This window comes from Burkholderia sp. MSMB1498 (assembly GCF_001526245.1).
GTDB lineage: Bacteria > Pseudomonadota > Gammaproteobacteria > Burkholderiales > Burkholderiaceae > Burkholderia > Burkholderia savannae.
The window spans coordinates 1-21357 of the sequence record NZ_LOYJ01000061.1 but is presented as its reverse complement, the minus strand read 5'-3'; the positions used below and the strand labels follow the sequence as shown (position 1 = coordinate 21357).

Here is a 21357-nt window from a genome sequence, read left to right as displayed (position 1 = left end):
ATCAAATAACGATCGTTATCGAAACGGACGATATTCCACGTATTGACCGAAGTCAATCGAACAGACGCTCCAAACGCAGCGTGCATCGACGCGGCGATCGCCGAAACGCGAGCAAATGCGCCGCGCGTGCGTCGTCGACGCCGAACACCGAACACCGAACGCCGCGCGCACAAAGAGAAACGGCTTCGCGAACGCTGGCGTCGGCGCGCTTGCCGTCACGGCCGGCGTGACGACGAGCGCGTGTTGCTCGCAGCTCCATTCGGAATCCGAATGACCGCACGCGAACACCAGACGCGATCGTTGCGCGCGAAACGCCGAAAGTGCCGTCGACGCGCGACAGTCGCTTGAAACTAGAAACGCTCGTCGGGCCGCGCGGGCGCCCGAGCGCCGCACACGCCGATCAGCCCGAGCGGGACTGCCCGGCGCCCTTTCCTACCGCAGAAATGTCGCGCGCGCACCCGCGCACCGCACGACGCACGCATGCCGTTCACGCACGGCGACAGCGGCGGCGACGCGACAATCGCGGACGCGGTGCGAACGACGACGACGCGTGAACGTTCCGACGACCGACGACCGACGACCCACGCAACGACGAGCGCACGCGACGGCGACACCCGCGCGCCGCGCCGCCGCGCACCGTCATTTCTCGACGAAGGCGCGCTCGATCACGTAATCGCCCGGCGCATGGCTCGTCCCCTCGACGAAGCCGCGCCGCGCCAGGATCTCGACCAGATCGGCGAGCATGCTCGGGCTGCCGCAGATCATCGCGCGATCCACGGCGGAATCGAAAGGCGGCAGGCCGATGTCGTCGAACAGCTTGCCGGAGTCGATCAACTCGGTCAGGCGCCCCTGACGCTCGAACGTCTCGCGCGTCACGGTCGGGTAGTAGATCAGCTTGTCGCGCACCAGATCGCCGAAGTACTCGTTCTCGGGCAGTTCGGACGTGATGTGATCGAAATAGCCGAGCTCGCTCTTCCAGCGCACGCCGTGCGTGAGGACGATCTTGTCGAACGCCTCGTAGTATTCGGGATCGCGGATCACGCTGATGAAGGGCGCGAGGCCCGTGCCCGTCGACAGCAGGTACAGATGCCTGCCGGGCCGAAGGTTGTCGATGATCAGCGAGCCGGTCGGCTTACGGCCGACGAGCAGCGTGTCGCCGACCCGCAGATGCTGAAGCCGCGACGTGAGCGGGCCGTCGGGCACCTTGATGCTGTAGAACTCCAGATAATCGTCGTAGTATGCGCTGACGACGCTGTAGGCGCGCATCAGCGGCTTGCCTTCGATCTCGAGCCCGATCATCACGAACTGGCCGGTCTTGAAACGCAAGCTCGGATTGCGCGTCGTCTTGAAGCTGAACAGCGTGTCGTTCCAGTGATGAACGGACAGCACCGTTTCATGGGCGTTCGCGGACATCTCTTCCTCATCCTCCCGTCATGTTCATGAAGCGTACGACCTGCGGCGGCGCGTTCAGATCGAAGTGATGCCGCTCGGGCTTCAGCGGCATCGCGGCGACGATCGCGTCGCGCAAGCGCTCGCCGTCGCCTGGGCGAGCGCGCAGCACGTCGCGCAGTTCGACGCCGTGCTCGTTGCCGAGACACAGCAGCATGCGGCCGCTCGCCGTGACGCGCACCCGGTTGCAGTCGCCGCAAAAATTGTGGCTGTGCGGCGAGATCACGCCGATGCGAATGTCGCTGTCCGCCATCCGGAAATAGCGTGCGGGGCCGCCCGTCGATTCGGTGCTCGGAAATAGCGGATAGGCGAGCCGGATCTGCGCGAGCACCGCCTCGCTCGACACGAAGCTCGAAGCCCGGTCGTGCTCGTCGATCGCGCCGAGCGGCATCTCCTCGATGAACGCCAGATCGAGCCGCTCCTCGCGGGCGAAACGCACCAGATCCAGCACCTCGTCGTCGTTGCGCCCGCGCAGGATCACGCTGTTCAGCCTGATGCGCCGGAACCCGGCGCCCTTCGCGGCGGCGATGCCGGCCAGCACCGCCTGCAGGCGGCCGGTGCGCGTCAGCGCGCCGAAGCGCTCAGCGCGCAGACTGTCGAGACTGACGTTGATGCGATCCAGGCCGGCCGCCTTCAACGGTGCGGCGAACCGCGCGAGGCGCGCGCCGTTGGTCGTCAGCGTGAGTTCGTCGAGACCCGGCAGTTTCGCCACGCGCTCGACGAGCGTCGTCAAGCCGGCGCGAACGAGCGGCTCGCCGCCCGTGAGCCGGATCTTGCGCACGCCGAGCGAGACGAACGCCTCGGCGACGGCCGCCAGTTCGTCGATCGTCAGCACGTCGCCGTGCGGCAGGAACCGCATGTCCTCCGCCATGCAATAGACGCAGCGGAAATCGCAGCGGTCCGTCACCGACAGACGCATGTAGGTGACGTCGCGGCCGAAGCGATCGGCGAGCGCGCGGCCCATGTTAGTTCGCACCGCGCGGCTTCGCGCTTTGGGATCGCCGCTCGCATGCGGCACGCCGCCGGCACGGGCGCTGATCGAATCGATGCGGCATGACGGGCATCACGCGCCGTTGCGGTCCAACTGGGCGAGCTTGCCTTTCACGTCGGTCCACGTCGCGTGATCGGAAAGCGCCGGCTTCCTGCCGGTGATCCGAGGCCAGTTCGGATGCTCGGCGAGCTCGGCGTTGAGCGCGATGAAATGCCGTTGATCGTCCGGCAAGTCGTCGGCCGCGCGTATCGCGTCGATCGGGCACTCCGGCTCGCACAGCGCGCAGTCGATGCATTCGTTCGGATCGATGACGAGAAAATTAGGCCCCTCGTGAAAACAATCGACGGGGCACACGTCCACGCAATCGGTGTGCTTGCAGCGAATGCACGCTTCCATCACGACAAAGGTCATCCGGTATCTCCCTGACGGCGGACTCGGGCCCGCGCATGTTGAATGCCGACGATGAGCGCAGGGCTTCACGGTCTTCCGTCGCGCGCCGACATCGTTTCGAGCAGATAGTAAGTTCCAATTTGGAACCTATCAAGAAGAAACAGGAATTCTAGAATGAGCCGACTACGCGATGTCCGGCCCGCCGCTCTGTGCGTCGACGTCCGGGTCGCGAGATGACGGACGTACGCGGCAAGCGCGTTGTCGCACAAGCCAGCGAGCGCGAATTGCGCCGGCACGCGAGATCGCTCCGCGACGTCACGCATACGGCGCATTCACATGCGAAGCGCTGCGGCACGAATCGCGCTGCGCGCAACGCGCAGCCGAGACATTCCATGCAGGCGGAACCCCGGTTCATCGGCCGCTCGATGGATATGGCGCGCTGCGCCGAGCCGAAGCCCGGGTCGTCGATGGCCGGCCGCGCGTTGCGAGCTTGATTGCTCCGCCCCGACGATCGCCCTGCCCGCCTCCGACGGACAACGCGAATGCGGCTTGCGCGCGCTACTCGAGCCAATACCGCGCGACGCCGCCGCGCGCATCGTCCTCACGTCACGCGTGCGACGCCGCTTCGGGCTCGAGTTCGGGCTCAGGCTGGCTCGGCCGCGCCAACCGATCGCCGGAATGCCGATGGCGAGCAAAACGCGCCCTAGCGACACGCGCCGCATTCCGGGCAGCAGGCCCGTCGAGGCCCGATGCGCTTCGCCGCCACACACCTTTGCGCACCGCACCGCTTCGGCCCCGACGCCGAGGCACGCCACATTCCACGGCGCGAGCGCCGCATGCACACGGTGCGCACGGTTTTCTCGGCTGCCGCGAAACGCTCCGTCCGGCCGTCCGGCCGGCTCCGATTGAAGCCCGTTTCAATAACGATCGTTATGGTAACGGACGTTATTCTATACTTCAATCGAAGTCATTCGATCAAGGCCGCGAATACGGAAGCGACATGCGTTACACAGCGAAACACAAGGAGGCAAGCCGGGCCCGCCTCATCGAGGCAGGCGCCGCGCTCGCGAAGCAAAGCGGCTTCGCGAACACCGGCATGGACGCGCTCACCGCGGCGGCCGGCGTGACCACGGGCGCGTTTTATTCGCAATTCCGCTCGAAGCCGGAATTCCTGCACGCGATCGTCGAGCACGAGATGTCGAAGGTGCTCGCGACGGTCGAGAACCGCTCGAAGCACGACCTCGTCGCGGCGTTGCGCGGCTATCTGAGCACCGCGCACGCCGATCATCCGGAACTCGGCTGCCCCGTGCCCGCGCTCGGCGCGGAGATCGCGCGCGCCGACGTCGCGACGCGCAAGATGTTCGAGGATCTGATCAAGCGCTTTCAGACATCGATCGCGAACGTGCTGCACGACGACGAAGCGGCGTGGACGCTCGGATGCGCGGCGATCGGCGCGGTGCTCGTCGCGCGCGCGATGGCGACGCCCGAGCGCCGCGACGAAGTGCTTCGCTCGGTGCTGGCCTACACGATGCGATCGTTCGGCGGCGGCGCGCCGAAGAAATGACGGGCACGCCGCGCGCGTCGAACACATGGCGCATCTCGCGGCAAGCGCGCGCCGCCCACGCCTCGCGCGCGGGCGCGCCGAGCGTCAGTTCGCGATTCTGAACGGCGGCGCCGGATGCGCGCGTGCGGAAATTGTCTGTTGCGGCGGCAAACCTGCATCGTCCGTCGGCGTCGCTCGCGAACGCGTGATATGCAAGTCGTCCGCGCCGTTCAGCGCTTGCCGCTCGAGCGAATCGTCGCTTGCGTCGCGATGCAGCGGAACGCGCCGTGCGTGCGGCGCATTCTCGTCGTACGCTTCGGGCACCGTGTGCAGCCGCTCGCCGCTCATGCCGGCAACTATCTGCGGGACATGCCGCGCGGCCAACAATAACCTCCATCGGTAGCGGCCCATCATCGACAGGAAGATCGGCCTCGCGGCCGATTTCGAGTGCAACCGGGCGTCGGGCACGCGCCTGCGCTTCAACGCGAAGCCGTCCCCTCGCATCGGCGTGCCGACGTGATTCGGGCTTGCGGGATTCTCGTATACGCCGCTCATCGTCGCGCCGGCTTCGAGTAGTCCGAAATGGGAGGAATCCGCGCTATGAAGCCGGGCGACACCAACCGATGCTCGACCGGCGGCCGCGACTCCGCGATCGCCCCGCCACATGGCATCCGGAACTGGACACGCATCGGCTCGTCGTGATTCTCTCGGCATGGCCGGCCGTCAAACCGGCAATCCGCACACCCAGTCCGGATGGGCCCGGTGCGCCGCGCGCGTGTCGATGACACGAACCATCGGAGTCCGAATCAGTGCAACCGACTCGCGCGATGCATCATCGCGCAGGCAAAGCTTCGCGCCATCGCACGCGCTCAATGCCGCCGCGCGGCGGACGGGATTCCTGCGCTCGGCGGCCGGGCAGCGACAGATCGGAGGTGTCCCGAGCGGCAGACGGCTACGGCCGCGAATGCCCGAAGTGCCCGAAGTGCCCCGCCGCCTGTTCCCGGCCTACGATCACGCATGCTCGACCGAGATGTCGATTCAGCTCCGCTCGATCGCGCCCGGCGTGTCCGCTCCAACCGGCGGGCACGCCGGCTCGCCGTCCGGCCACGGCGTCAGGATATCGAAGCCGCCTTCCGTGACGACCACCATGTGCTCCCACTGCGCGGACCACGAACGATCCTGCGTCACGACCGTCCAGCCGTCTGCGAGTTGCCGCGTTTCGGCGCGCCCCGCATTGAGCATCGGCTCGACCGTGAAGATCATGCCGGGCGCGAGGCGAAGCCCCGTTCCCGGCCGCCCGTAATGGAGCACCTGCGGTTCGTCGTGGTAAATGCGACCGATGCCGTGGCCGCAGTACTCGCGCACGACACTGAGGCCCTCGCGATGCGCGACGCTCTGGATCGCATGGCCGACGTCGCCGAGCGTCGCGCCCGGACGCACCGCCGCGATTCCCGCCATCATCGCTTCGAAGGTCGCATCGACGAGACGGCGCGCAGCCGCGGCCGGCTCGCCGACGAAATACATGCGGCTCGTATCGCCATACCAGCCGTCGATATCGAGCGCGACGTCGATGTTGACGATGTCGCCGTCCATCAATGCGTGATCGGATGGAATGCCGTGGCAGACCACATGGTTCACGGATGCGCAGATCGTCTTCGGATATCCGTGATAGCCGATGTTCGCGGGTCGCGCGTGCAGGACGTCGACGATGTAATCGCGGCACAGCCGGTCGAGCTCGTTCGTCGTCGCTCCGGCCTTCACGTGCGGCGCGATCATGCTCAGCACCTGCGCGGCCATCATGCCGGCGCGGCGCGCCATCGCGATCTCGGCCTTCGAGCGGATCGGAACGTGTCGTGAACGTGCCATCATGCGGTCCTCGCGGCGGCGGTGGAGGTCGGCGTCGCTTCGTCGCCCTGAATTTCCGCCTCGATCAACAGGCGGCAAATCTCCGCGTAGCTGAGCGTCGGATGCAATTCGGCGAGCATCCCGATACGCAGCCAGTGCTCCGCCTGCGCATTGATCGATCGGCTTAGCGCGGCGCTCGCATGGCGCAGCGATTCATGCATCTGATCGGATATCTTGACTATTCCCATGGCATGAATTTATACGATTTATATACGGATCGTATATTACCGGATATGCGGCGCGCCGATCAAGCGCGCCGTCGCACATGGTCACGCACAATGGGCTTCGGGAATCTCGGCGCAGACATCGACGAACGCGCGGCCTTCCGCCGCCGGCAGACGGCGCCGTGAATACCGCGCATCAAGCAAAAGTGCCCCGCCGCGCCATTCGGGAACCGATTCGGCGAGACGGCCCTTGTCGATCAGTTCCCGTACGCCATCTGGCTCGACGCGCGCGATGCCGGTTCCGGATGGCCGTGCGCCGAACGGAACGCCGGCATCCACGACAAGCATGCGCCCCTCGCCGTCATGCGCGGCACCCGACGTCCGGCCCCCGCGGCACGCTCATGCCAGCGCCCGCCCCGTGATCGGGCTGCGCGTCTGGACAATAGCGTTCGGCGCGATCGGCGGGCATCGCAAGACGGCCGTGTTTCCTCACGCCCGCGAGCGCCGCGACGATCATCGCGCCAATCTTCGGCAGCTTGCACGCGACGAGCGACGACGCGAACGGCTGCCCGAAAAGGATCGCGACGTCGAGCCCATCGTCGACGAAACCGCCCCGCGGCCTTCGCTCAATCAATTCCGCCGACCACCCGGGATGGCGATCGAGGCGACATGTCGCGAGAGGCGGCGCGAGCAACCCGCGCGAGCAGAACCTGTCGATGTTCACGCGCAAGCGGCCGCGCACCGCAGTCGATGCACAGGCCCATCGGCAACAGCGCATCGCTGATGCCAACCAGCTCAAACGCGACGGAGTCCTCACGATATTTGGGCTTTGAAGAAACGTTTCGCCGCGACGCGCTCAGACGGGCGCGCGATCGCCGCCGTAACCGGCGGTCCCGCACGCTACCGCGCCCAGTTCGACTGCATCGCGGCGAGGCAGCGAGATGCTGCATTCCGCATCGACCGAGAAAAGCGATGCACGCGATGATCGGCATAGCCGACAAAGTAGCCGGCGCGCTCGCGCAAATGCCGCTCACGGTGCCGCGCGACAAGCGTCGTTCGGCGCACAACGGAAGAGGAATACGCATTCGCGCAACCGGATGCCGAACAGCTTCGGCGAGAGCCGGATCGCGTTCGAGCGCGGCGAAGCAGAATCGACCGCGGGAGAAGCCGAACAACGCGCGGCGCTGCGCGCTCGCCACATGCGCGGGCTGAACCGAGCATGCACGCGGATTGCGACGCCGCACGCGAGAGAGCGTCAGCGACAAGCAAGGTGTGTGCGACGCGACGCGTTGCCGTCCGCACCCGCCCGCATCCATGCGCGCCCGGCCGCCAATCGATTGGCAATACGAACCAACGCGATTCCGACCGAGACGAAAGCGCCGCCGCGCATTGGCATTTCCAACACACCGGAAAAAAAAAAGCCCCGCAAGTCCGAGAACTTGCGGGGCTTGTTCCGCCATTTCTGGCGGAGACGGAGGGATTCGAACCCTCGATCCAGGTTTTGGCCCAGATGCTCCCTTAGCAGGGGAGTGCCTTCGACCTCTCGGCCACGTCTCCCAAACCTTCGCTCGCGCCAGGGAGGCAGCGCGACGAAGCCAAGATTCTATAGGGTTACGGGGCCAAGGTCAATTTCCAAGACGCATTTTCTTTCGTGCGTCATGGAAATTTCATCACGCCTGGTCGAGTTCGAATGCCTTGTGCAACGCGCGGACCGCCAACTCCATGTATTTCTCGTCGATCAGCACCGAAATCTTGATTTCGGACGTCGAGATCATCTGGATGTTGATGCCCTCTTCCGACAGCGTACGGAACATCGTGCTCGCGACGCCGACGTGCGAACGCATCCCGACGCCGACCACCGACACCTTCGACACCTTCGGATCGCCCAGCACCTGCTCGGCGTTCACGTGGCCCTTCACCTGATTCGTGAGGATGTCCATCGCCTTCTGGTAGTCGCCGCGGCCGACGGTAAACGTGAAATCAGTCTTCCCCTCGACGCTCTGGTTCTGGATGATCATGTCGACGTCGATGTTCGCATCGGCGACCGGGCCGAGGATCTGATACGCGATGCCCGGCTTGTCGGGCACACCCATCACCGCGATGCGCGCTTCGTCGCGCTGGAACGCAATGCCCGAAATGACTGCCTTTTCCATGGTCTCGTCTTCTTCAAAAGTGATCAGGGTGCCCGAGCGCATCTCCTCGTCGAGCGGAATTTGCGGATCGGTGAGACTCGACAGCACGCGCGTCTTCACGCGGTACTTGCCCGCGAATTCGACAGAGCGGATCTGCAGCACCTTCGAGCCGAGGCTCGCCATTTCCAGCATTTCCTCGAAGGTCACGCTATCGAGCCGGCGCGCCTCTTCGACGACGCGCGGATCGGTCGTGTACACGCCGTCGACGTCCGTGTAGATCAGGCATTCGTCGGCCTCGAGCGCGGCCGCGACCGCGACCGCCGACGTGTCCGAGCCGCCGCGGCCGAGCGTCGTGATGTGGCCGTCCGGATCGACGCCCTGAAAACCCGTGATGATGACGACCTTGCCCGCGTCGAGATCGCGGCGCACGCGCTCGTCGTCAATCGAATGAATGCGCGCCTTCGTGTACGCGCTGTCGGTCTTGATCGGCACCTGCCAGCCGGCGTAGCTCACCGCTTCGACGCCGATCTCTTGCAGCGCGATCGACAAGAGGCCGACGCTGACTTGTTCGCCCGTCGACGCAATCGCGTCGAGTTCGCGCGGGCTCGGCTGGCTCGAAATCTCTTTCGCGAGACCGAGCAAGCGGTTCGTTTCGCCGGACATCGCGGACGGCACGACCACCATCTGGTGCCCGGCCTGATGCCATTTTGCGACGCGTTTCGCGACGTTCTTGATGCGCTCGACCGAGCCCATCGAAGTGCCGCCGTATTTATGTACGATGAGTGCCATTGTCGTTCAGAACTGAAGAAGGGCCGCACGGGCGTACTGGACAGACCGCGATGCCGTTCGGTCACGCGGCTTGTGGCTGTGGACGGACGACGGGGAGAACGGCTGGGGCGCAGCACGCGGGCGTGGCGATTTGCCCGGAAAAGGCGGATCAGGCCGCGCAAACCGGGTACGTCACGCGGAAAACCTGCACAAAACGCTCGAAAATCGAGCCGAGCAAACGCTTGAGCGTACCCGATCGACGGCCGCTTGACAAGCCGCGCGGACATCGGCAGGCCGGGTCGCAACCTTTTTCCGGCGACGCGGAATTCACGGCTGCCGCGACGCGCGCCGGATACGCCGCGCTATGCGATCAGCACGTCCGGCCGCCATTCGATGCGCCGCCAGCCGCCCGGCGTGTCGACGCCGTCGTGCGCCGCGCGGTTCACGCCGACGCGCGGCACGAACAGCAGCCGGTCGCCCACGTACAACAGCGGCACGTCGCGCTGCCATGCGGGCACGCCCCGCTCCTGGAACAGGTTCTTCAGCGTGCGCCCGGGCCCGCCCTGCCAGGTGCGCATCCGCTCGCCGCCCGCGCGCGCGCGGGCATGCAAGTCGGCCGCGGCGAGCAGCGCCTCCGGCACCGCATCGTGCTCGTGCGCGGCGGCCGGGCTGAACACGAACGTGCCGCGCCACGCGGGCAAGCGCCAGACCTCCTGCCCCCGCCATGCAAGCGCGCATTCCGGCAGCGGCGCGGCGGCGGCGGCCGCTTCGTCGCGCGCATCGGCATCGTCGTCAGCCGCATGAGCGCCGACCGCTTGCACGTCCGTCGCTTCCGCGCCCTCACCGACTTCCCATTGGACGTGGTCGCGATAAAGGCGCAAGCGCCATCCGGCGTGATCGACGCGCAGCGCGTGCGCATCGCGCGCCGCGCGCAGCTGCTTCATCATCTCGGCAAGACGCGCGGCGGACGCGCCCGGCAGCCCGAGCGAGCGCATCCAGTAGCGCAGCAGATTCGCGCCGCGCTCGTCGTCGAGCGCGACAAGCGCATCGCGCGACAGCACGCGGCCGTCTTCGCGCGCGAGCGCGCGAAGATCGATCGCGGCGAGGTCGTCGAGCAGCCGCTGCGCGGCCGCCGCGTGCTGCGCGGCGCGGCCGAGCGCGTCGCGAAAGCCCGGGAAGTGCGGCGCGAGCGCGGGAAGCACGTCGACGCGCAGCGCATTGCGCGCGTAGCGCGTGTTCGTGTTCGATTCGTCGTCGATCCAGCGCAGCGCATGCTGTTGCGCATAGCGCTCGAGTTGCGCGCGCAGCAGATGCAGGAACGGACGCACGCGCACGACGTCGGCCGATGCCGGCCGGTATTGCGGCGCCATTGCGGCAAGCCCCGCGATGCCCGCGCCGCGCAGCAATTGCAGCAGCACCGTCTCGGCCTGATCATCCGCATGCTGCGCGAGCCACAGCGCGTGCACGCCGTGGCGCGCGCACATCGACTCGAGCGCGCGATAGCGCGCATCGCGCGCGCTCGCTTCGACACCCTGCCCGCTCGCGCGCGACACGTCGACGCGCGCCGCGTCGAACTGCACGCCGAGCGCGCTCGCCGTTTCTGCGCAGTGCGCGAGCCACGCGTCGGCATTCGCGCTCAGGCCGTGGTGGACGTGCAGCGCGATGCAACGCCCGGCGCCCGCTGCCCGCACGGCCGCGTGCAGCAACACGGTCGAATCGAGGCCGCCGCTATACGCGAGCGCGATGCGCGCATCGCCCGGCAGCGCGGACAGCGCGACGCCGATCGCATCGAGCACGACGCGATCGGCGGAAAACTCTTGTGGGGGAATCACAGCGGGAAGGCGCGTCGCGCCTCGCGAGTCGACGGCCCGGCGCTCACGCGCCCGGCGTCGTTTCCTTGAACTTGCCGTAGGCCATCAGGCGCTCGAAGCGGCGCTCGCGCAGCGCATCGATGCTCATGCCCTGGAACTGGCGCAGCGAATCCGCGAGCGCGCGGCGCAGCAGCGCGGCCATGCCCTTCGGATCGCGGTGCGCGCCGCCGAGCGGCTCGTTGATGATCTTGTCGATGAGGCCGAGCGCCTTCAGGCGATGCGCGGTCAGGCCAAGCGCCTCGGCCGCTTCCGGCGCCTTCGCGGCGCTCTTCCACAGGATCGACGCGCAGCCTTCCGGCGAGATCACCGAGTACGTCGAGAACTGCAGCATCATCACCGTGTCGGCAACCGCGATCGCGAGCGCGCCGCCCGAGCCGCCCTCGCCGATCACCGTCGCGATGATCGGCGTCTTGAGCTCGGCCATCACGTACAGATTGCGGCCGATCGCCTCCGATTGGCCGCGCTCTTCCGCGCCGATGCCCGGATAGGCGCCCGGCGTGTCGACGAACGTGAAGATCGGCAGCCCGAACTTTTCGGCGACGCGCATCAGGCGCTCCGCCTTCCGATAGCCTTCTGGGCGCGGCATCCCGAAATTGCGCGCGGCGCGCTCCTTCGTGTCGCGGCCCTTCTGATGGCCTATCACCATGCACGCGTGGCCGTTGAAGCGGGCGAGGCCGCCGACAATCGACTGATCGTCCGCGAACGCGCGGTCGCCGTGCAGTTCGTGGAAATCGGTGAAAAGCTCGCTCACGTAGTCGAGCGTGTACGGCCGCTGCGGATGGCGCGCGATCTGCGACACCTGCCACGGCGTCAGATTCGCATACAGATCCTTCGTGAGCTGCTGACTCTTCTTCGACAGCCGCTCGATCTCTTCCGAGATGTCGACAGCCGAATCGTCCTGCACGAAACGCAGTTCCTCGATCTTCGCCTCGAGCTCGGCGATCGGCTGCTCGAAATCCAGAAATGTGGTCTTCATGTGTTTGAAATCCTTGGGTCTTGCGGCAGCGCGTATTCTAACCGCGCTCGCCTGGCGCAAGACCGGGTCGCAACTATCGATTAGCGAAAAGCAATAGCCGCGATCAGCTATTGGCCGTCAGCGGATCGAGACTGCGCCACATATACCAGGTGGCAACCGTCCGCCACGGCTCCCAGTTCGCCGCCACCTCGCGCGCCTCGCTGCGCGTGACGGGTTCTCCGCTGAAGTAATTGACGCTGATCGCGCGAATGAGCCCCAGATCGTCGAGCGGCAGCACGTCCGGCCGCGACAGGTTGAAGATCAGGAACATCTCGGCCGTCCACCGGCCGATCCCGCGGATCTGCGTGAGCTCCGCGATCACGTCCTCGTCGTCCATCGTCGCCCATTTGTCGACGTGAAGCGCGCCCGACACGAAGTGCTGGGCCAGATCCAGAATATATTCCGACTTGCGCTTCGACAGGCCGCACGCGATCAATTTTTCCTGGCCGAGCTTGATGATCTGCGGCGGCGCGAGCTTCGGGCAGGCGGTTTCGATCTTGACCCAGACCGACTGCGCGGCCGCGACCGAGATCTGCTGCCCGACGACCGAGCGCGCGAGCGTGACGAACGAATCGCCGCGCTTGACGAGATGCGCCGGGCCGAACTTCGGAATCAGCTTCTTCAGGATTCGGTCGCGCTTGACGAGATCGGCGCACGCCTTGTCCCAATATGGCGGACGCGCGACCGCCTCGGCGTCGGTGAGCTGCACCGGCACGGCCGCCTCGGACACGCGCGCCTTGCGCGCGGCCGGCTCCGCCGATGCGACGACGACGGCCTCGCGCGGCAGCGCGTCGGCACCCCGCTCGCCGTCGACCTTCGCGCGCGCCGGCTTCGTGGCCGCCGCGCGCAAGCTCGGCTTATGCGCGGCGCCATTGGCCGCGCCGTTCGGCGCCGCGCGCTTCGCGCTCGCCTCGTGCACCGCCGGCGCACGCGCGCCGGCCCGCTTGGCCGCAATCGGCGGCTGCGTCGCCGCACGCTTGGCCGGCGCTTTTCTGGCCGTTGCCATCTAGCCTCCTACCTGGCGAATCGATCAGTGGGACAGACGATGCGCGCTCATACGCGGCGCCACTCGGTCGACCCGCCCGGTTTGTCTTCAAGTGCGACCCCGGCCTCGAGCAGTTCCGCCCGAATCCGGTCCGCTTCGGCATAGTTCTTCGCCTGCTTCGCCGCGACGCGCGCGGCGATCTTCGCTTCGATCTCTTCCGGCTCGAGCGCGCCCGCGCGCGCCGTGCCCGACGCCTGCTGCAGGAACTCGCGCGGCTCGCGGCCGAGCAGGCCGAGCAGGCCCGCGAGCCGCTTGAGCTGGCGCGTGAGCGCCGGATCGCGCGTGCGGTTCACCTCGGTCGCGAGCTCGAACAGCACGGCGACCGCGACGGCCGTGTTGAAATCGTCGTTCATCGCGGCCGCGAAACGCTGCGCGTGCGCCTCGTTCCAGTCGAGCGGCGCCGCATCCGGCGTCGCGTCCTTCAGCGCCGTGTAAAGACGCGTGAGCGACGCGCGCGCGTCGTCGAGATGAACGTCGCTGTAGTTGAGCGGCGAACGGTAGTGCGTGCGAACGATGAAGAAGCGCACGACCTCGGCATCGTACTTCTCGAGCACCTCGCGGATCGTGAAGAAGTTGCCGAGTGATTTCGACATCTTCTCACTATCGACCTGCACGAAACCGTTGTGCATCCAATAATTGACGAAAGTTTGTCCCGTCGCACCCTCGCTTTGCGCGATCTCGTTCTCGTGGTGCGGAAACTGCAAGTCCTGACCGCCGCCGTGGATGTCGAAATGATTTCCGAGCAGCGTGCAACCCATCGCCGAGCATTCGATGTGCCAGCCCGGACGGCCCAGGCCGTATTTCGATTCCCACGACGCGCCCGCCGGCTCCTCCGGCTTCGCGCGCTTCCACAACACGAAATCGAGCGGATCTTCCTTCGCGTCGTTCGCGGCGACGCGCTCGCCCGCGCGCAGATCCTCGAGCGACTTGCCGGAAAGCTTGCCGTAGTCCGCGAACTTGCGCACCGAATAATTGACGTCGCCGTCCTTCGCCTGATACGCGTAGCCGTTCGCCTCGAGCTTCTCGATCATGCCGAGCATCTGCGCAATGAAATCGGTCGCGCGCGGCTCGATGTCCGGGCGCTCGACGCCGAGCGCGTCGAAGTCCGCGTTCATCGCGTCGGTGAAGCGGCGCGTGAGCGACTTGATCGTCTCGCCGTTCTCGACCGCGCGGCGGATGATCTTGTCGTCGATGTCGGTGACGTTGCGCACGTACGTCACGCGATAGCCGATCGCACGCAGCCAGCGCTGGACGATGTCGAACACGACGACCATCCGCGCATGACCGATATGGCAGTAGTCGTAAACGGTGATCCCGCAAACGTACATCCGCACTTCGCCGGGCTGCCGCGGCACGAAAACTTGCTTGTCACGCGCGAGCGTGTTGTAGATGCGCAGTGATTCCATAGAGACGAAAGTGAGCCGAAGGAAACCGCCTGGCGATGCTCGCCGTGCATGCGGCACCCGACAGGACTTCTGTTGGCTGGGCCGCGTGCCGTGCGCTTCCTCGGATGACATGCGGCGATCGATCCGCAAGTGAAGCGGTGACGGCCACGAGAGGCAAAGACTATCCGCGGCTCGCCGGAACGCGCGGACGTTTTGTTAGAATGGGTCGGAGTATAACATTCCGATTTGAGCCTATGAAACCTTCCCGCGGCCGTGCGCCGAGCGCTGCGACCCTTGTTGCGACCGCCGCCGTGAGCGCCGCGCTCGCGCTCTTTCCGGGCGCGGCGGCCCTTGCGCAGAAAGCGCCCGCCCCCATCGACGGCACGCCGGAAATCGACGCGTCGATCGCGAGCCGGAACTGGACGCAGGCGCTCGCGCAGCTCGACGCGCGCATCGCGTCGAACCCGCGCGACGTGCAGGCGCAGTTCAAGCGCGGCGCGGTACTCGCGCGCCTGAACCGCGACGACGAAGCGATCAAGCAGTTCGTCGAGCTGACACAGGCCTACCCGGAGCTGCCGGAACCCTACAACAACCTGGCGGCGCTCTACGCGAAGCACGGCCGCTACGACGAAGCGCGCAGCGCGCTCGTCACCGCGACGCAGGCGAACCCGAACTACGGCCTCGCCTACGAGAACCTCGGCGATCTCTACCTGCGCCTCGCGGCCGAATCGTACAAGCGCGCGCAATCGCTCGGCCGCACGAGCGGCGCGACCGCGCAGCGCCTGTCGGACCTGCAGAAGATCATCGCGCCGCCGAAGGCGAAATCGGCGGCCGCGCCGGCGTCGGCCACGCGCGACTATTCGGCGCGGGCGGCCGCGAACGTGACGACGACCACCCTGCCGCTTTCCCCGACGTTCCAGTTCGGCGGACCGAGCGGCACGCTTGCGATGCCGCCCTACGTCGCGCCGTCGCAATAACGCCGCGACGCCGCGCCTTTCCTTCACCCACCCAGAGGACCGTTATGAAACGTCTGTTGCTGGCGCTCGGCAGCGCCGCCCTCCTCGCGACCGCCCCCGCGTTCGCGCAATCGGCCGCGACGCACCCCGTCGTGCAGCTGAAGACCACGCAGGGCGACATCCGCGTCGAGCTGTACCCGGAGAAGGCGCCGAAGACCGTCGCCAACTTCCTCGATTACGTGAAGGCGGGCCAGTACAACGGCACGATCTTCCATCGCGTGATCAAGGGCTTCATGATCCAGGGCGGCGGCTACAAGACGAACTTCGACGAGAAGCCGACCCGCGCGCCGATCCCGCTCGAGAGCCAGAACGGCCTGAAGAACGCGACCGGCACGATCGCGATGGCGCGCACGAGCGATCCGAACTCGGCGACCGCGCAGTTCTTCATCAACACCGTCGACAACGCCGGCCTCGACTATCCGAACCCGGACGGCAACGGCTACGCGGTGTTCGGCAAGGTCGTGTCGGGCATGGACGTCGTGAAGAAGATCGAAGCCACGACGACGACGGTGCGCGGGCCGATGCGCGACGTGCCGGAAAAGCCGATCGTGATCGAATCGGCGACGATCGTCTCGAAATAAGCCCGCCCGACTCTTCCGCGCGGCCGCGTCGTCCCGAGCGGCCGCGCGCCGTTTAACCCCCATCCACCGAAGGAACCATCATGATCGAACTGCATACGAACCACGGCGTCATCAAGCTCGAACTCGACGAGGCGAAGGCGCCGAAGACGGTCGAGAACTTCCTCAACTACGTGAAGAAGGGCCACTACGACGGCACGGTCTTCCACCGCGTGATCAACGGCTTCATGATCCAGGGCGGCGGCTTCGAGACGGGCCTGAAGCAAAAGCCGACCGACGCGCCGATCGCGAACGAAGCGAACAACGGCCTGAAGAACGACACGTACACGATCGCGATGGCGCGCACGAACGATCCGCACTCGGCGACCGCGCAGTTCTTCATCAACGTGAACGACAACGACTTCCTGAACCACTCGTCGCCGACGCCGCAGGGCTGGGGCTACGCGGTGTTCGGCAAGGTCGTCGAAGGCCAGGACGTCGTCGACAAGATCAAGGCCGTCAAGACGGGCAGCAAGGGCTTCCATCAGGACGTGCCGAACGACGACGTCGTGATCGAGAAGGCCGTCGTGGTCTGAACCTGGCGCGACGAGGCACCGGAATGTTGCAGGAAACGCCGCCGCGAAGCGTCTTTGCGGGCGTGCCGGGCGAACGCGGGCTCGCGCACGCGGCTCGCCCGTTCCTGTTCGTCTCCGATCTGCATTTGAGCGAAGCGATTCCGCGCACGGTCGCGGCGTTCGAGCACTTCGTGCGCGTGACGGCCGACAGCGCGGATTCGGTATTCATCCTCGGCGACTTGTTCGAATACTGGATCGGCGACGACGTCCTCGACCACGATCCGTTCGCCGCGCGAATGGCCGCGCTGCTGCGCACGTTCTCCGAGCGCGGCATCGCGCTTTACGTGATGCGCGGCAATCGCGACTTCCTGCTCGGCAAGCGTTTCATGAAAGCGGCGGGCGCGCTCTTCATTCCAGATCCGTCCGTCGTCGTCGCGTTCGGCAACCGCATCGCGCTCGCGCACGGCGATGCGCAGTGCACGGCCGACCGCGGCTATCAATGGTTTCGCCGCTTCGCGCGCAACGGCCTCGCGCAGCGGCTCTTTCTCGCGTGGCCGTTCGCGTGGCGCCGCGCGCTCGCCGAGCGGATGCGCGCGTCGAGCGAATCCGGCCGGATGCGCCCCGCATCGCCGCGCTATGACGTGACGCGCAAGGGCATCGCCGCGCTATTCAAACGCAGCGGCGCGCGCACGATCATCCACGGCCACACGCACAAGCCGGCGCGGCACGTCGAGGCGGGTGGCGTGCGCTGGGTATTGCCCGACTGGGAACTCGACCACGCGCCGCACCGCGGCGGCTACCTGTGCGTCGACGCGCAAGGGATACGCGCGCTGCCGCTCGATTGAGCATCGGGCACGTTCGAGACGGACGAGCGGGCAGCGCGGCTTCCGGCTGCCCCGCGAACTCGGTCGTGCCGCGCCGAGCGAACCCGGCGCGCCCCCATGCTCCACGCTCATTGGATTCCTGACGAGCGATGCGGCGAACCTTCGCGCCGCGCGCGACGGCAGGTTCGCGTCGCTTTGATCAGCTTTCGCGCGATGCCGCTCGGTGTCGGCTCGAATATGACGATGCATCGCAAACGGACCACGCGCGGCGATATCCGATGCGAGGCATGCCGCGCGCGGCACATCCTGCGCCCGCCCGACTCAGCGCCCGGCCGTCTTCCCGTCGAGCGCCCCGCCCTCGAACGCCGCGGAAAGTCGGCGCAAATCGAGCCGCGCGCCGTCCGCGCCCTGCAATGCATCCAGATGCGCGCCCAGCCGCTCGAGCGCGGCGACGATTTCGTCGACGCGCTGCGCCTCCTTCGCCGCATGATCGATGAGGCCGTGGACCGCGAGCGACATCGGATCGTCGGCGTTCGGCGTGATCCCGTACGCGCAGAACGCCGCGCGCTCGGGCGCGCGCTTCGCGTCGGCCGGCATCACGACCCGCGCCGGGTTGCCGACCGCGGTGCCGCCCACCGGCACCGGTTTCACGACGACCGCGTTCGAGCCGATCTTCGCGCCCGCGCCGACCGTGAAGCCGCCCAGCACCTTCGCGCCGGCTCCGACGATCACGCCGCGCTCGAGCGTCGGGTGACGCTTCGCGCCGCGCGTGAGCGACGTGCCGCCGAGCGTCACGCCCTGGTAAATCGTGCAGTCGTCGCCGACGACGGCCGTTTCGCCGATCACGACGCCCATCCCATGATCGATGAACACGCGCCGGCCGAGCGTCGCGCCCGGGTGAATCTCGATGCCGGTCAGGAAGCGGCCGACCTGCGACACGAACCGGCCGAGCCAGCGCCAGCCCGAGCGCCAGCACGCGTGCGCGAGCCTGTGGAACACGAGCGCATGCAGCCCCGGATAGCACGTGAGTGTTTCCCAGGCGCTGCGGGCGGCGGGATCTCGCTCGCGGATCGTGGCGACGTCTTCGCGAAGTCTCGTGAACATGATGGTGACGATGGGAGGAGGAAACCCGGCGCGCGGCCGCCGGGCGGAGCCGTTATCGCTTTGACAGCTTTGCTTATGACGTTCGGACGATTGTAGATCGGCCGCCGCGAGTGCGCAGCAGGCGCCGCGTTCTCCCTGTCGCGATCACGGATATAGCGCGCCGGCGGCAGACCGGCGCACGCCGCTACTCGCCTCGCCCGGCGCCGATGCCGGAATCGTCCGCGTCGCCGGCCTCGCCCGCTTCGCCTTCGCCGTCGCCCGAGGCGCCCGCACGCGCTTGCGCGCCGCCCGACTTCAGCAGGATGTGCTTCGCGATCCCGCGGACGATGTTCACCTCCTCGCGTTCGAGCCCCGTGCGCGCAAAGAGCCGCCGCAGCCGCGGCATCAGCTTCTTCGGATTGCGCGGATCGAGGAAGTCGAGCGCGATCAGCGCATTTTCCAGATGCACGAACATTCGCTCGATCTCGTCGCTCTGCGCGAGCGTGCCGAGCGCGGCGTCCCGCGGCGCGGCCGATGCGTCGCCTTCGAGCAGCGCGACGCGCAACTCGTACGCGAGCACCTGCACCGCCTGCGCGAGATTGAGCGAGCTGTACGCGGGATTCGCCGGAATATGCGCGAGCGCGCTGCAGCGCTCGACCTGCTCGTTCGACAGGCCCGTGCGCTCGTTGCCGAACACGAACGCGATGTCGCCGGTATGCACGTGCCGGAGGGCACTCGCGGCGGCCGCGCGGGGCGCGAGCCGCGGCGGCCCGTATTCGCGCGACCGCGCGGTGAGCGCGATCGACCACTGCACGCCGTTCAGCGCATCGGCAAGCGTCGGCACGACATGCGCGGACGCGAGCACGTCGTCGGCGCCGCTCGCCATCGCGAGCGCTTCCGGATCGCTCTGCACGTGCGGCACGCGCGGCGCGACGAGCACGAGGCGCGAAAAACCCATTGTCTTCAGCGCGCGCGCCGCCGCGCCGACGTTGCCGGGGTGACTCGGCTCGACGAGCACGAAGCGCGTCGACGTGAATCCGCCGCGTGCGGCGCGCGCCGGACGGGATGTGGCCGCGCCGGCGGACGGCGCGGACGGTTTCTGCTGAGATTCCAAGACTTTCATTTGACTGATCGGGATGCCGGTATGGTATCGCCAACTCGCCGACAAACCCACTCGTCCGAATGGCCAGCCGAACCGTGCACGCGATCGTTTCACAAAAAACCGCCGCGAGTCGGGTAAAATTACGTCCTTGCCCGCGGCGCCCGCACTGTTCGGCCCGCCCCCGCTCTTTGCCAATTCGTCTTTCGTCGGCGAAACGCCCGCCTGCCGCCACGTGCGCGCCCGGGCGCGTCTCGCTGGTTCGATCACCACTCGTGGCGGCCTTGCGCCGCCGGCTTCAGGATTCAGGCTCATGCATCCCATGCTCAACATCGCTGTCAAGGCTGCTCGCCGCGCCGGACAGATCATCAATCGCGCATCGCTCGACCTCGACCTGATCGAGATCCGCAAGAAACAGCAGAACGATTTCGTGACGGAAGTCGACAAGGCGGCGGAAGACTCGATCATCGAAACACTGAAGACCGCCTACCCCGATCACGCGATCCTCGCCGAGGAATCCGGCGAATCGGGCAACGAATCCGAATTCCAGTGGATCATCGATCCGCTCGACGGCACGACGAACTTCATTCACGGCTTTCCGTACTACTGCGTGTCGATCGCGCTCGCGCACAAGGGCGTCGTCACGCAGGCCGTGGTCTACGATCCGAACCACAACGACCTCTTCACGGCGACGCGCGGCCGCGGTGCATTCCTGAACGATCGGCGCATCCGCGTCGGCCGACGCGACCGCCTCGCCGACGCGCTGATCGGCACAGGCTTCCCGTTCCGCGAGAAAGACGGCCTCGACGCATATTCACGCCTTTTCACCGAGATGACGCAAGCGTGCACCGGGCTACGCCGCCCGGGCGCAGCCGCGCTCGACCTCGCCAACGTCGCGGCGGGCCGCCTCGACGGATTCTTCGAGCAGGGCATCAACGTCTGGGACGTCGCCGCGGGCAGCTTGCTCGTCACCGAGGCGGGCGGCCTCGTCGGCAACTACACGGGCGATTCGGACTTCCTGCATCGGCGCGAGATCGTTGCCGCGAACCCGAAGATCTACGCGCAGATGGTCCCGATCCTGAGCCGCTACACGCACACGCGGCCGGCCGAGGAATGAGCAGCGGCCGCACCGAAGGCGCGTGACGCCAAGTCGCTTCGGCGGCGAGATCGGCGGCCCGCGGCGCCTCGAGCGCCGCGGGCCGTTTCGCTTTCAGGCCGGCTCGAACGAGCCGGCTCGCATCGCGGATGACGCTTTCCGCTTTACGACGTCGCGGTGAAACGTACCGCAGCGCGCTTCATCGCGACGAAAAAGGCGGCCGGCGGGCCACATCGCGACGCGAACGACGGCCATCACACTTGCGCCGCCTGCTTCGCCGGCCTCCATTACCGAACGGCAAAGCCTCCCATCGACGTGCCCGGCTGGCAATTGCTCGCGTAGATGTAGAGTTGCTTGCCCATCACAAATGCCGTAAGCGCCTCGCGAAGGCCGTCCGCAATCCGGCGCGCACGTGAGGCATGATTGGTTATCGAGCGCTCGTGTTGGCC

At 67.0% G+C, this 21357-nt stretch carries 23 protein-coding genes and 1 tRNA gene; 8 read left to right on the top strand and 16 right to left on the bottom strand.

Features of this window, described 5'->3' with window-relative positions; translation table 11 throughout:
• Positions 1-52: 52 nt before the first annotated feature.
• From WS91_RS32945 to fdxA, 4 genes are all read right to left on the bottom strand, one after another.
• The gene (locus WS91_RS32945) at positions 53-259 is read right to left on the bottom strand and encodes a hypothetical protein (RefSeq protein ID WP_152611819.1); all 207 of its coding nucleotides are present in this window, start codon (positions 257-259) and stop codon (positions 53-55) included.
• A 380-nt stretch (positions 260-639) separates the two neighbouring features.
• Entirely contained in the window at positions 640-1413 is a 774-nt protein-coding gene (locus WS91_RS11680) for a ferredoxin--NADP reductase (RefSeq protein WP_059574483.1), read from the bottom strand.
• 7 nt (positions 1414-1420) lie between these two features.
• Positions 1421-2413 carry a GTP 3',8-cyclase MoaA gene (moaA, locus tag WS91_RS11675; RefSeq protein ID WP_059670321.1) on the bottom strand — a complete coding sequence of 331 codons (993 nt, stop codon included), beginning with the start codon at positions 2411-2413 and terminating at the stop codon, positions 1421-1423.
• A 99-nt stretch (positions 2414-2512) separates the two neighbouring features.
• Positions 2513-2851 (bottom strand): ferredoxin FdxA, encoded by a 339-nt coding sequence (gene fdxA / locus WS91_RS11670; protein ID WP_038753524.1) that lies wholly within the window; start codon positions 2849-2851, stop codon positions 2513-2515.
• A 979-nt stretch (positions 2852-3830) separates the two neighbouring features.
• Here fdxA and WS91_RS11660 point away from each other — a divergent pair.
• On the top strand, positions 3831-4394 hold the full coding sequence (locus tag WS91_RS11660) for a TetR/AcrR family transcriptional regulator (protein WP_059670314.1): 564 nt from the start codon (positions 3831-3833) through the stop codon (positions 4392-4394).
• 84 nt (positions 4395-4478) lie between these two features.
• Here WS91_RS11660 and WS91_RS11655 read toward each other — a convergent pair whose 3' ends face one another.
• The 4 genes from WS91_RS11655 to WS91_RS35805 form a co-directional block, all read right to left on the bottom strand.
• A complete protein-coding gene (locus WS91_RS11655; RefSeq protein ID WP_052145184.1) occupies positions 4479-4928 on the bottom strand; it encodes a hypothetical protein in 450 nt (149 codons plus the stop codon).
• A 483-nt stretch (positions 4929-5411) separates the two neighbouring features.
• Positions 5412-6239 carry a type I methionyl aminopeptidase gene (gene map, locus WS91_RS11650; RefSeq protein ID WP_038753533.1) on the bottom strand — a complete coding sequence of 276 codons (828 nt, stop codon included), beginning with the start codon at positions 6237-6239 and terminating at the stop codon, positions 5412-5414.
• Positions 6239-6466, bottom strand: coding sequence for a ParD-like family protein (locus WS91_RS11645; RefSeq protein WP_059643188.1), 228 nt, complete (start codon positions 6464-6466; stop codon positions 6239-6241). The genes map and WS91_RS11645 overlap by 1 nt, the downstream gene beginning before the upstream one ends.
• 81 nt (positions 6467-6547) lie before the next feature.
• A complete protein-coding gene (locus WS91_RS35805; RefSeq protein ID WP_152611820.1) occupies positions 6548-6790 on the bottom strand; it encodes a hypothetical protein in 243 nt (80 codons plus the stop codon).
• A 70-nt stretch (positions 6791-6860) separates the two neighbouring features.
• On the opposite strand from WS91_RS35805, the gene WS91_RS35800 reads away from it, so the two are divergent.
• Complete coding sequence (locus WS91_RS35800) at positions 6861-7226, top strand: hypothetical protein (protein ID WP_156432360.1); 366 nt, start codon at positions 6861-6863, stop codon at positions 7224-7226.
• A gap of 679 nt (positions 7227-7905) precedes the next feature.
• Here WS91_RS35800 and WS91_RS11630 read toward each other — a convergent pair.
• Together WS91_RS11630 and WS91_RS11625 are read right to left on the bottom strand one after the other, a co-directional pair.
• A tRNA-Ser gene (locus WS91_RS11630) sits at positions 7906-7999 on the bottom strand.
• A 113-nt stretch (positions 8000-8112) separates the two neighbouring features.
• Positions 8113-9363 carry an aspartate kinase gene (locus tag WS91_RS11625; RefSeq protein ID WP_038750380.1) on the bottom strand — a complete coding sequence of 417 codons (1251 nt, stop codon included), beginning with the start codon at positions 9361-9363 and terminating at the stop codon, positions 8113-8115.
• Here WS91_RS11625 and WS91_RS32940 point away from each other — a divergent pair.
• Entirely contained in the window at positions 9346-9588 is a 243-nt protein-coding gene (locus WS91_RS32940; protein ID WP_081989770.1) for a hypothetical protein, read from the top strand. The genes WS91_RS11625 and WS91_RS32940 overlap by 18 nt on opposite strands.
• Positions 9589-9704: 116 nt before the next feature.
• Here WS91_RS32940 and tilS read toward each other — a convergent pair whose 3' ends face one another.
• The 4 genes from tilS to cysS form a co-directional block, all read right to left on the bottom strand.
• Positions 9705-11174 carry a tRNA lysidine(34) synthetase TilS gene (gene tilS, locus WS91_RS11620; protein WP_059574471.1) on the bottom strand — a complete coding sequence of 490 codons (1470 nt, stop codon included), beginning with the start codon at positions 11172-11174 and terminating at the stop codon, positions 9705-9707.
• A 43-nt stretch (positions 11175-11217) separates the two neighbouring features.
• Positions 11218-12189: an acetyl-CoA carboxylase carboxyltransferase subunit alpha gene (locus WS91_RS11615; protein WP_059648357.1), complete on the bottom strand. Its 972-nt coding sequence runs from the start codon at positions 12187-12189 to the stop codon at positions 11218-11220.
• Between the two features lie 103 nt (positions 12190-12292).
• Positions 12293-13234, bottom strand: a complete 942-nt coding sequence (locus tag WS91_RS11610; RefSeq protein ID WP_038750389.1) for a DNA-3-methyladenine glycosylase family protein — start codon at positions 13232-13234, stop codon at positions 12293-12295.
• Between the two features lie 47 nt (positions 13235-13281).
• Complete coding sequence (gene cysS / locus WS91_RS11605; RefSeq protein ID WP_038750392.1) at positions 13282-14679, bottom strand: cysteine--tRNA ligase; 1398 nt, start codon at positions 14677-14679, stop codon at positions 13282-13284.
• A 233-nt stretch (positions 14680-14912) separates the two neighbouring features.
• On the opposite strand from cysS, the gene WS91_RS11600 reads away from it, so the two are divergent.
• The 4 genes from WS91_RS11600 to WS91_RS11585 all read left to right on the top strand — a co-directional run bounded on the left by WS91_RS11600 (position 14913) and on the right by WS91_RS11585 (position 17651).
• Positions 14913-15635, top strand: a complete 723-nt coding sequence (locus tag WS91_RS11600; RefSeq protein WP_038750395.1) for a tetratricopeptide repeat protein — start codon at positions 14913-14915, stop codon at positions 15633-15635.
• Between the two features lie 44 nt (positions 15636-15679).
• Positions 15680-16255 (top strand): peptidylprolyl isomerase, encoded by a 576-nt coding sequence (locus WS91_RS11595; RefSeq protein WP_038750397.1) that lies wholly within the window; start codon positions 15680-15682, stop codon positions 16253-16255.
• Positions 16256-16335: 80 nt separating this feature from the next.
• Positions 16336-16827, top strand: a complete 492-nt coding sequence (locus WS91_RS11590; protein WP_059670313.1) for a peptidylprolyl isomerase — start codon at positions 16336-16338, stop codon at positions 16825-16827.
• A 23-nt stretch (positions 16828-16850) separates the two neighbouring features.
• Entirely contained in the window at positions 16851-17651 is an 801-nt protein-coding gene (locus WS91_RS11585) for a UDP-2,3-diacylglucosamine diphosphatase (protein ID WP_038750403.1), read from the top strand.
• Between the two features lie 300 nt (positions 17652-17951).
• Here the strand turns inward: WS91_RS11585 and cysE are convergent, their stop codons facing one another.
• Together cysE and WS91_RS11575 are read right to left on the bottom strand one after the other, a co-directional pair.
• Positions 17952-18734 (bottom strand): serine O-acetyltransferase, encoded by a 783-nt coding sequence (gene cysE, locus WS91_RS11580; protein ID WP_059574469.1) that lies wholly within the window; start codon positions 18732-18734, stop codon positions 17952-17954.
• Positions 18735-18918: 184 nt separating this feature from the next.
• Entirely contained in the window at positions 18919-19827 is a 909-nt protein-coding gene (locus WS91_RS11575; protein WP_059670312.1) for an RNA methyltransferase, read from the bottom strand.
• 298 nt (positions 19828-20125) lie between these two features.
• On the opposite strand from WS91_RS11575, the gene WS91_RS11570 reads away from it, so the two are divergent.
• The gene (locus tag WS91_RS11570) at positions 20126-20929 is read left to right on the top strand and encodes an inositol monophosphatase family protein (protein WP_059648351.1); all 804 of its coding nucleotides are present in this window, start codon (positions 20126-20128) and stop codon (positions 20927-20929) included.
• Positions 20930-21357 lie beyond the last annotated feature (428 nt).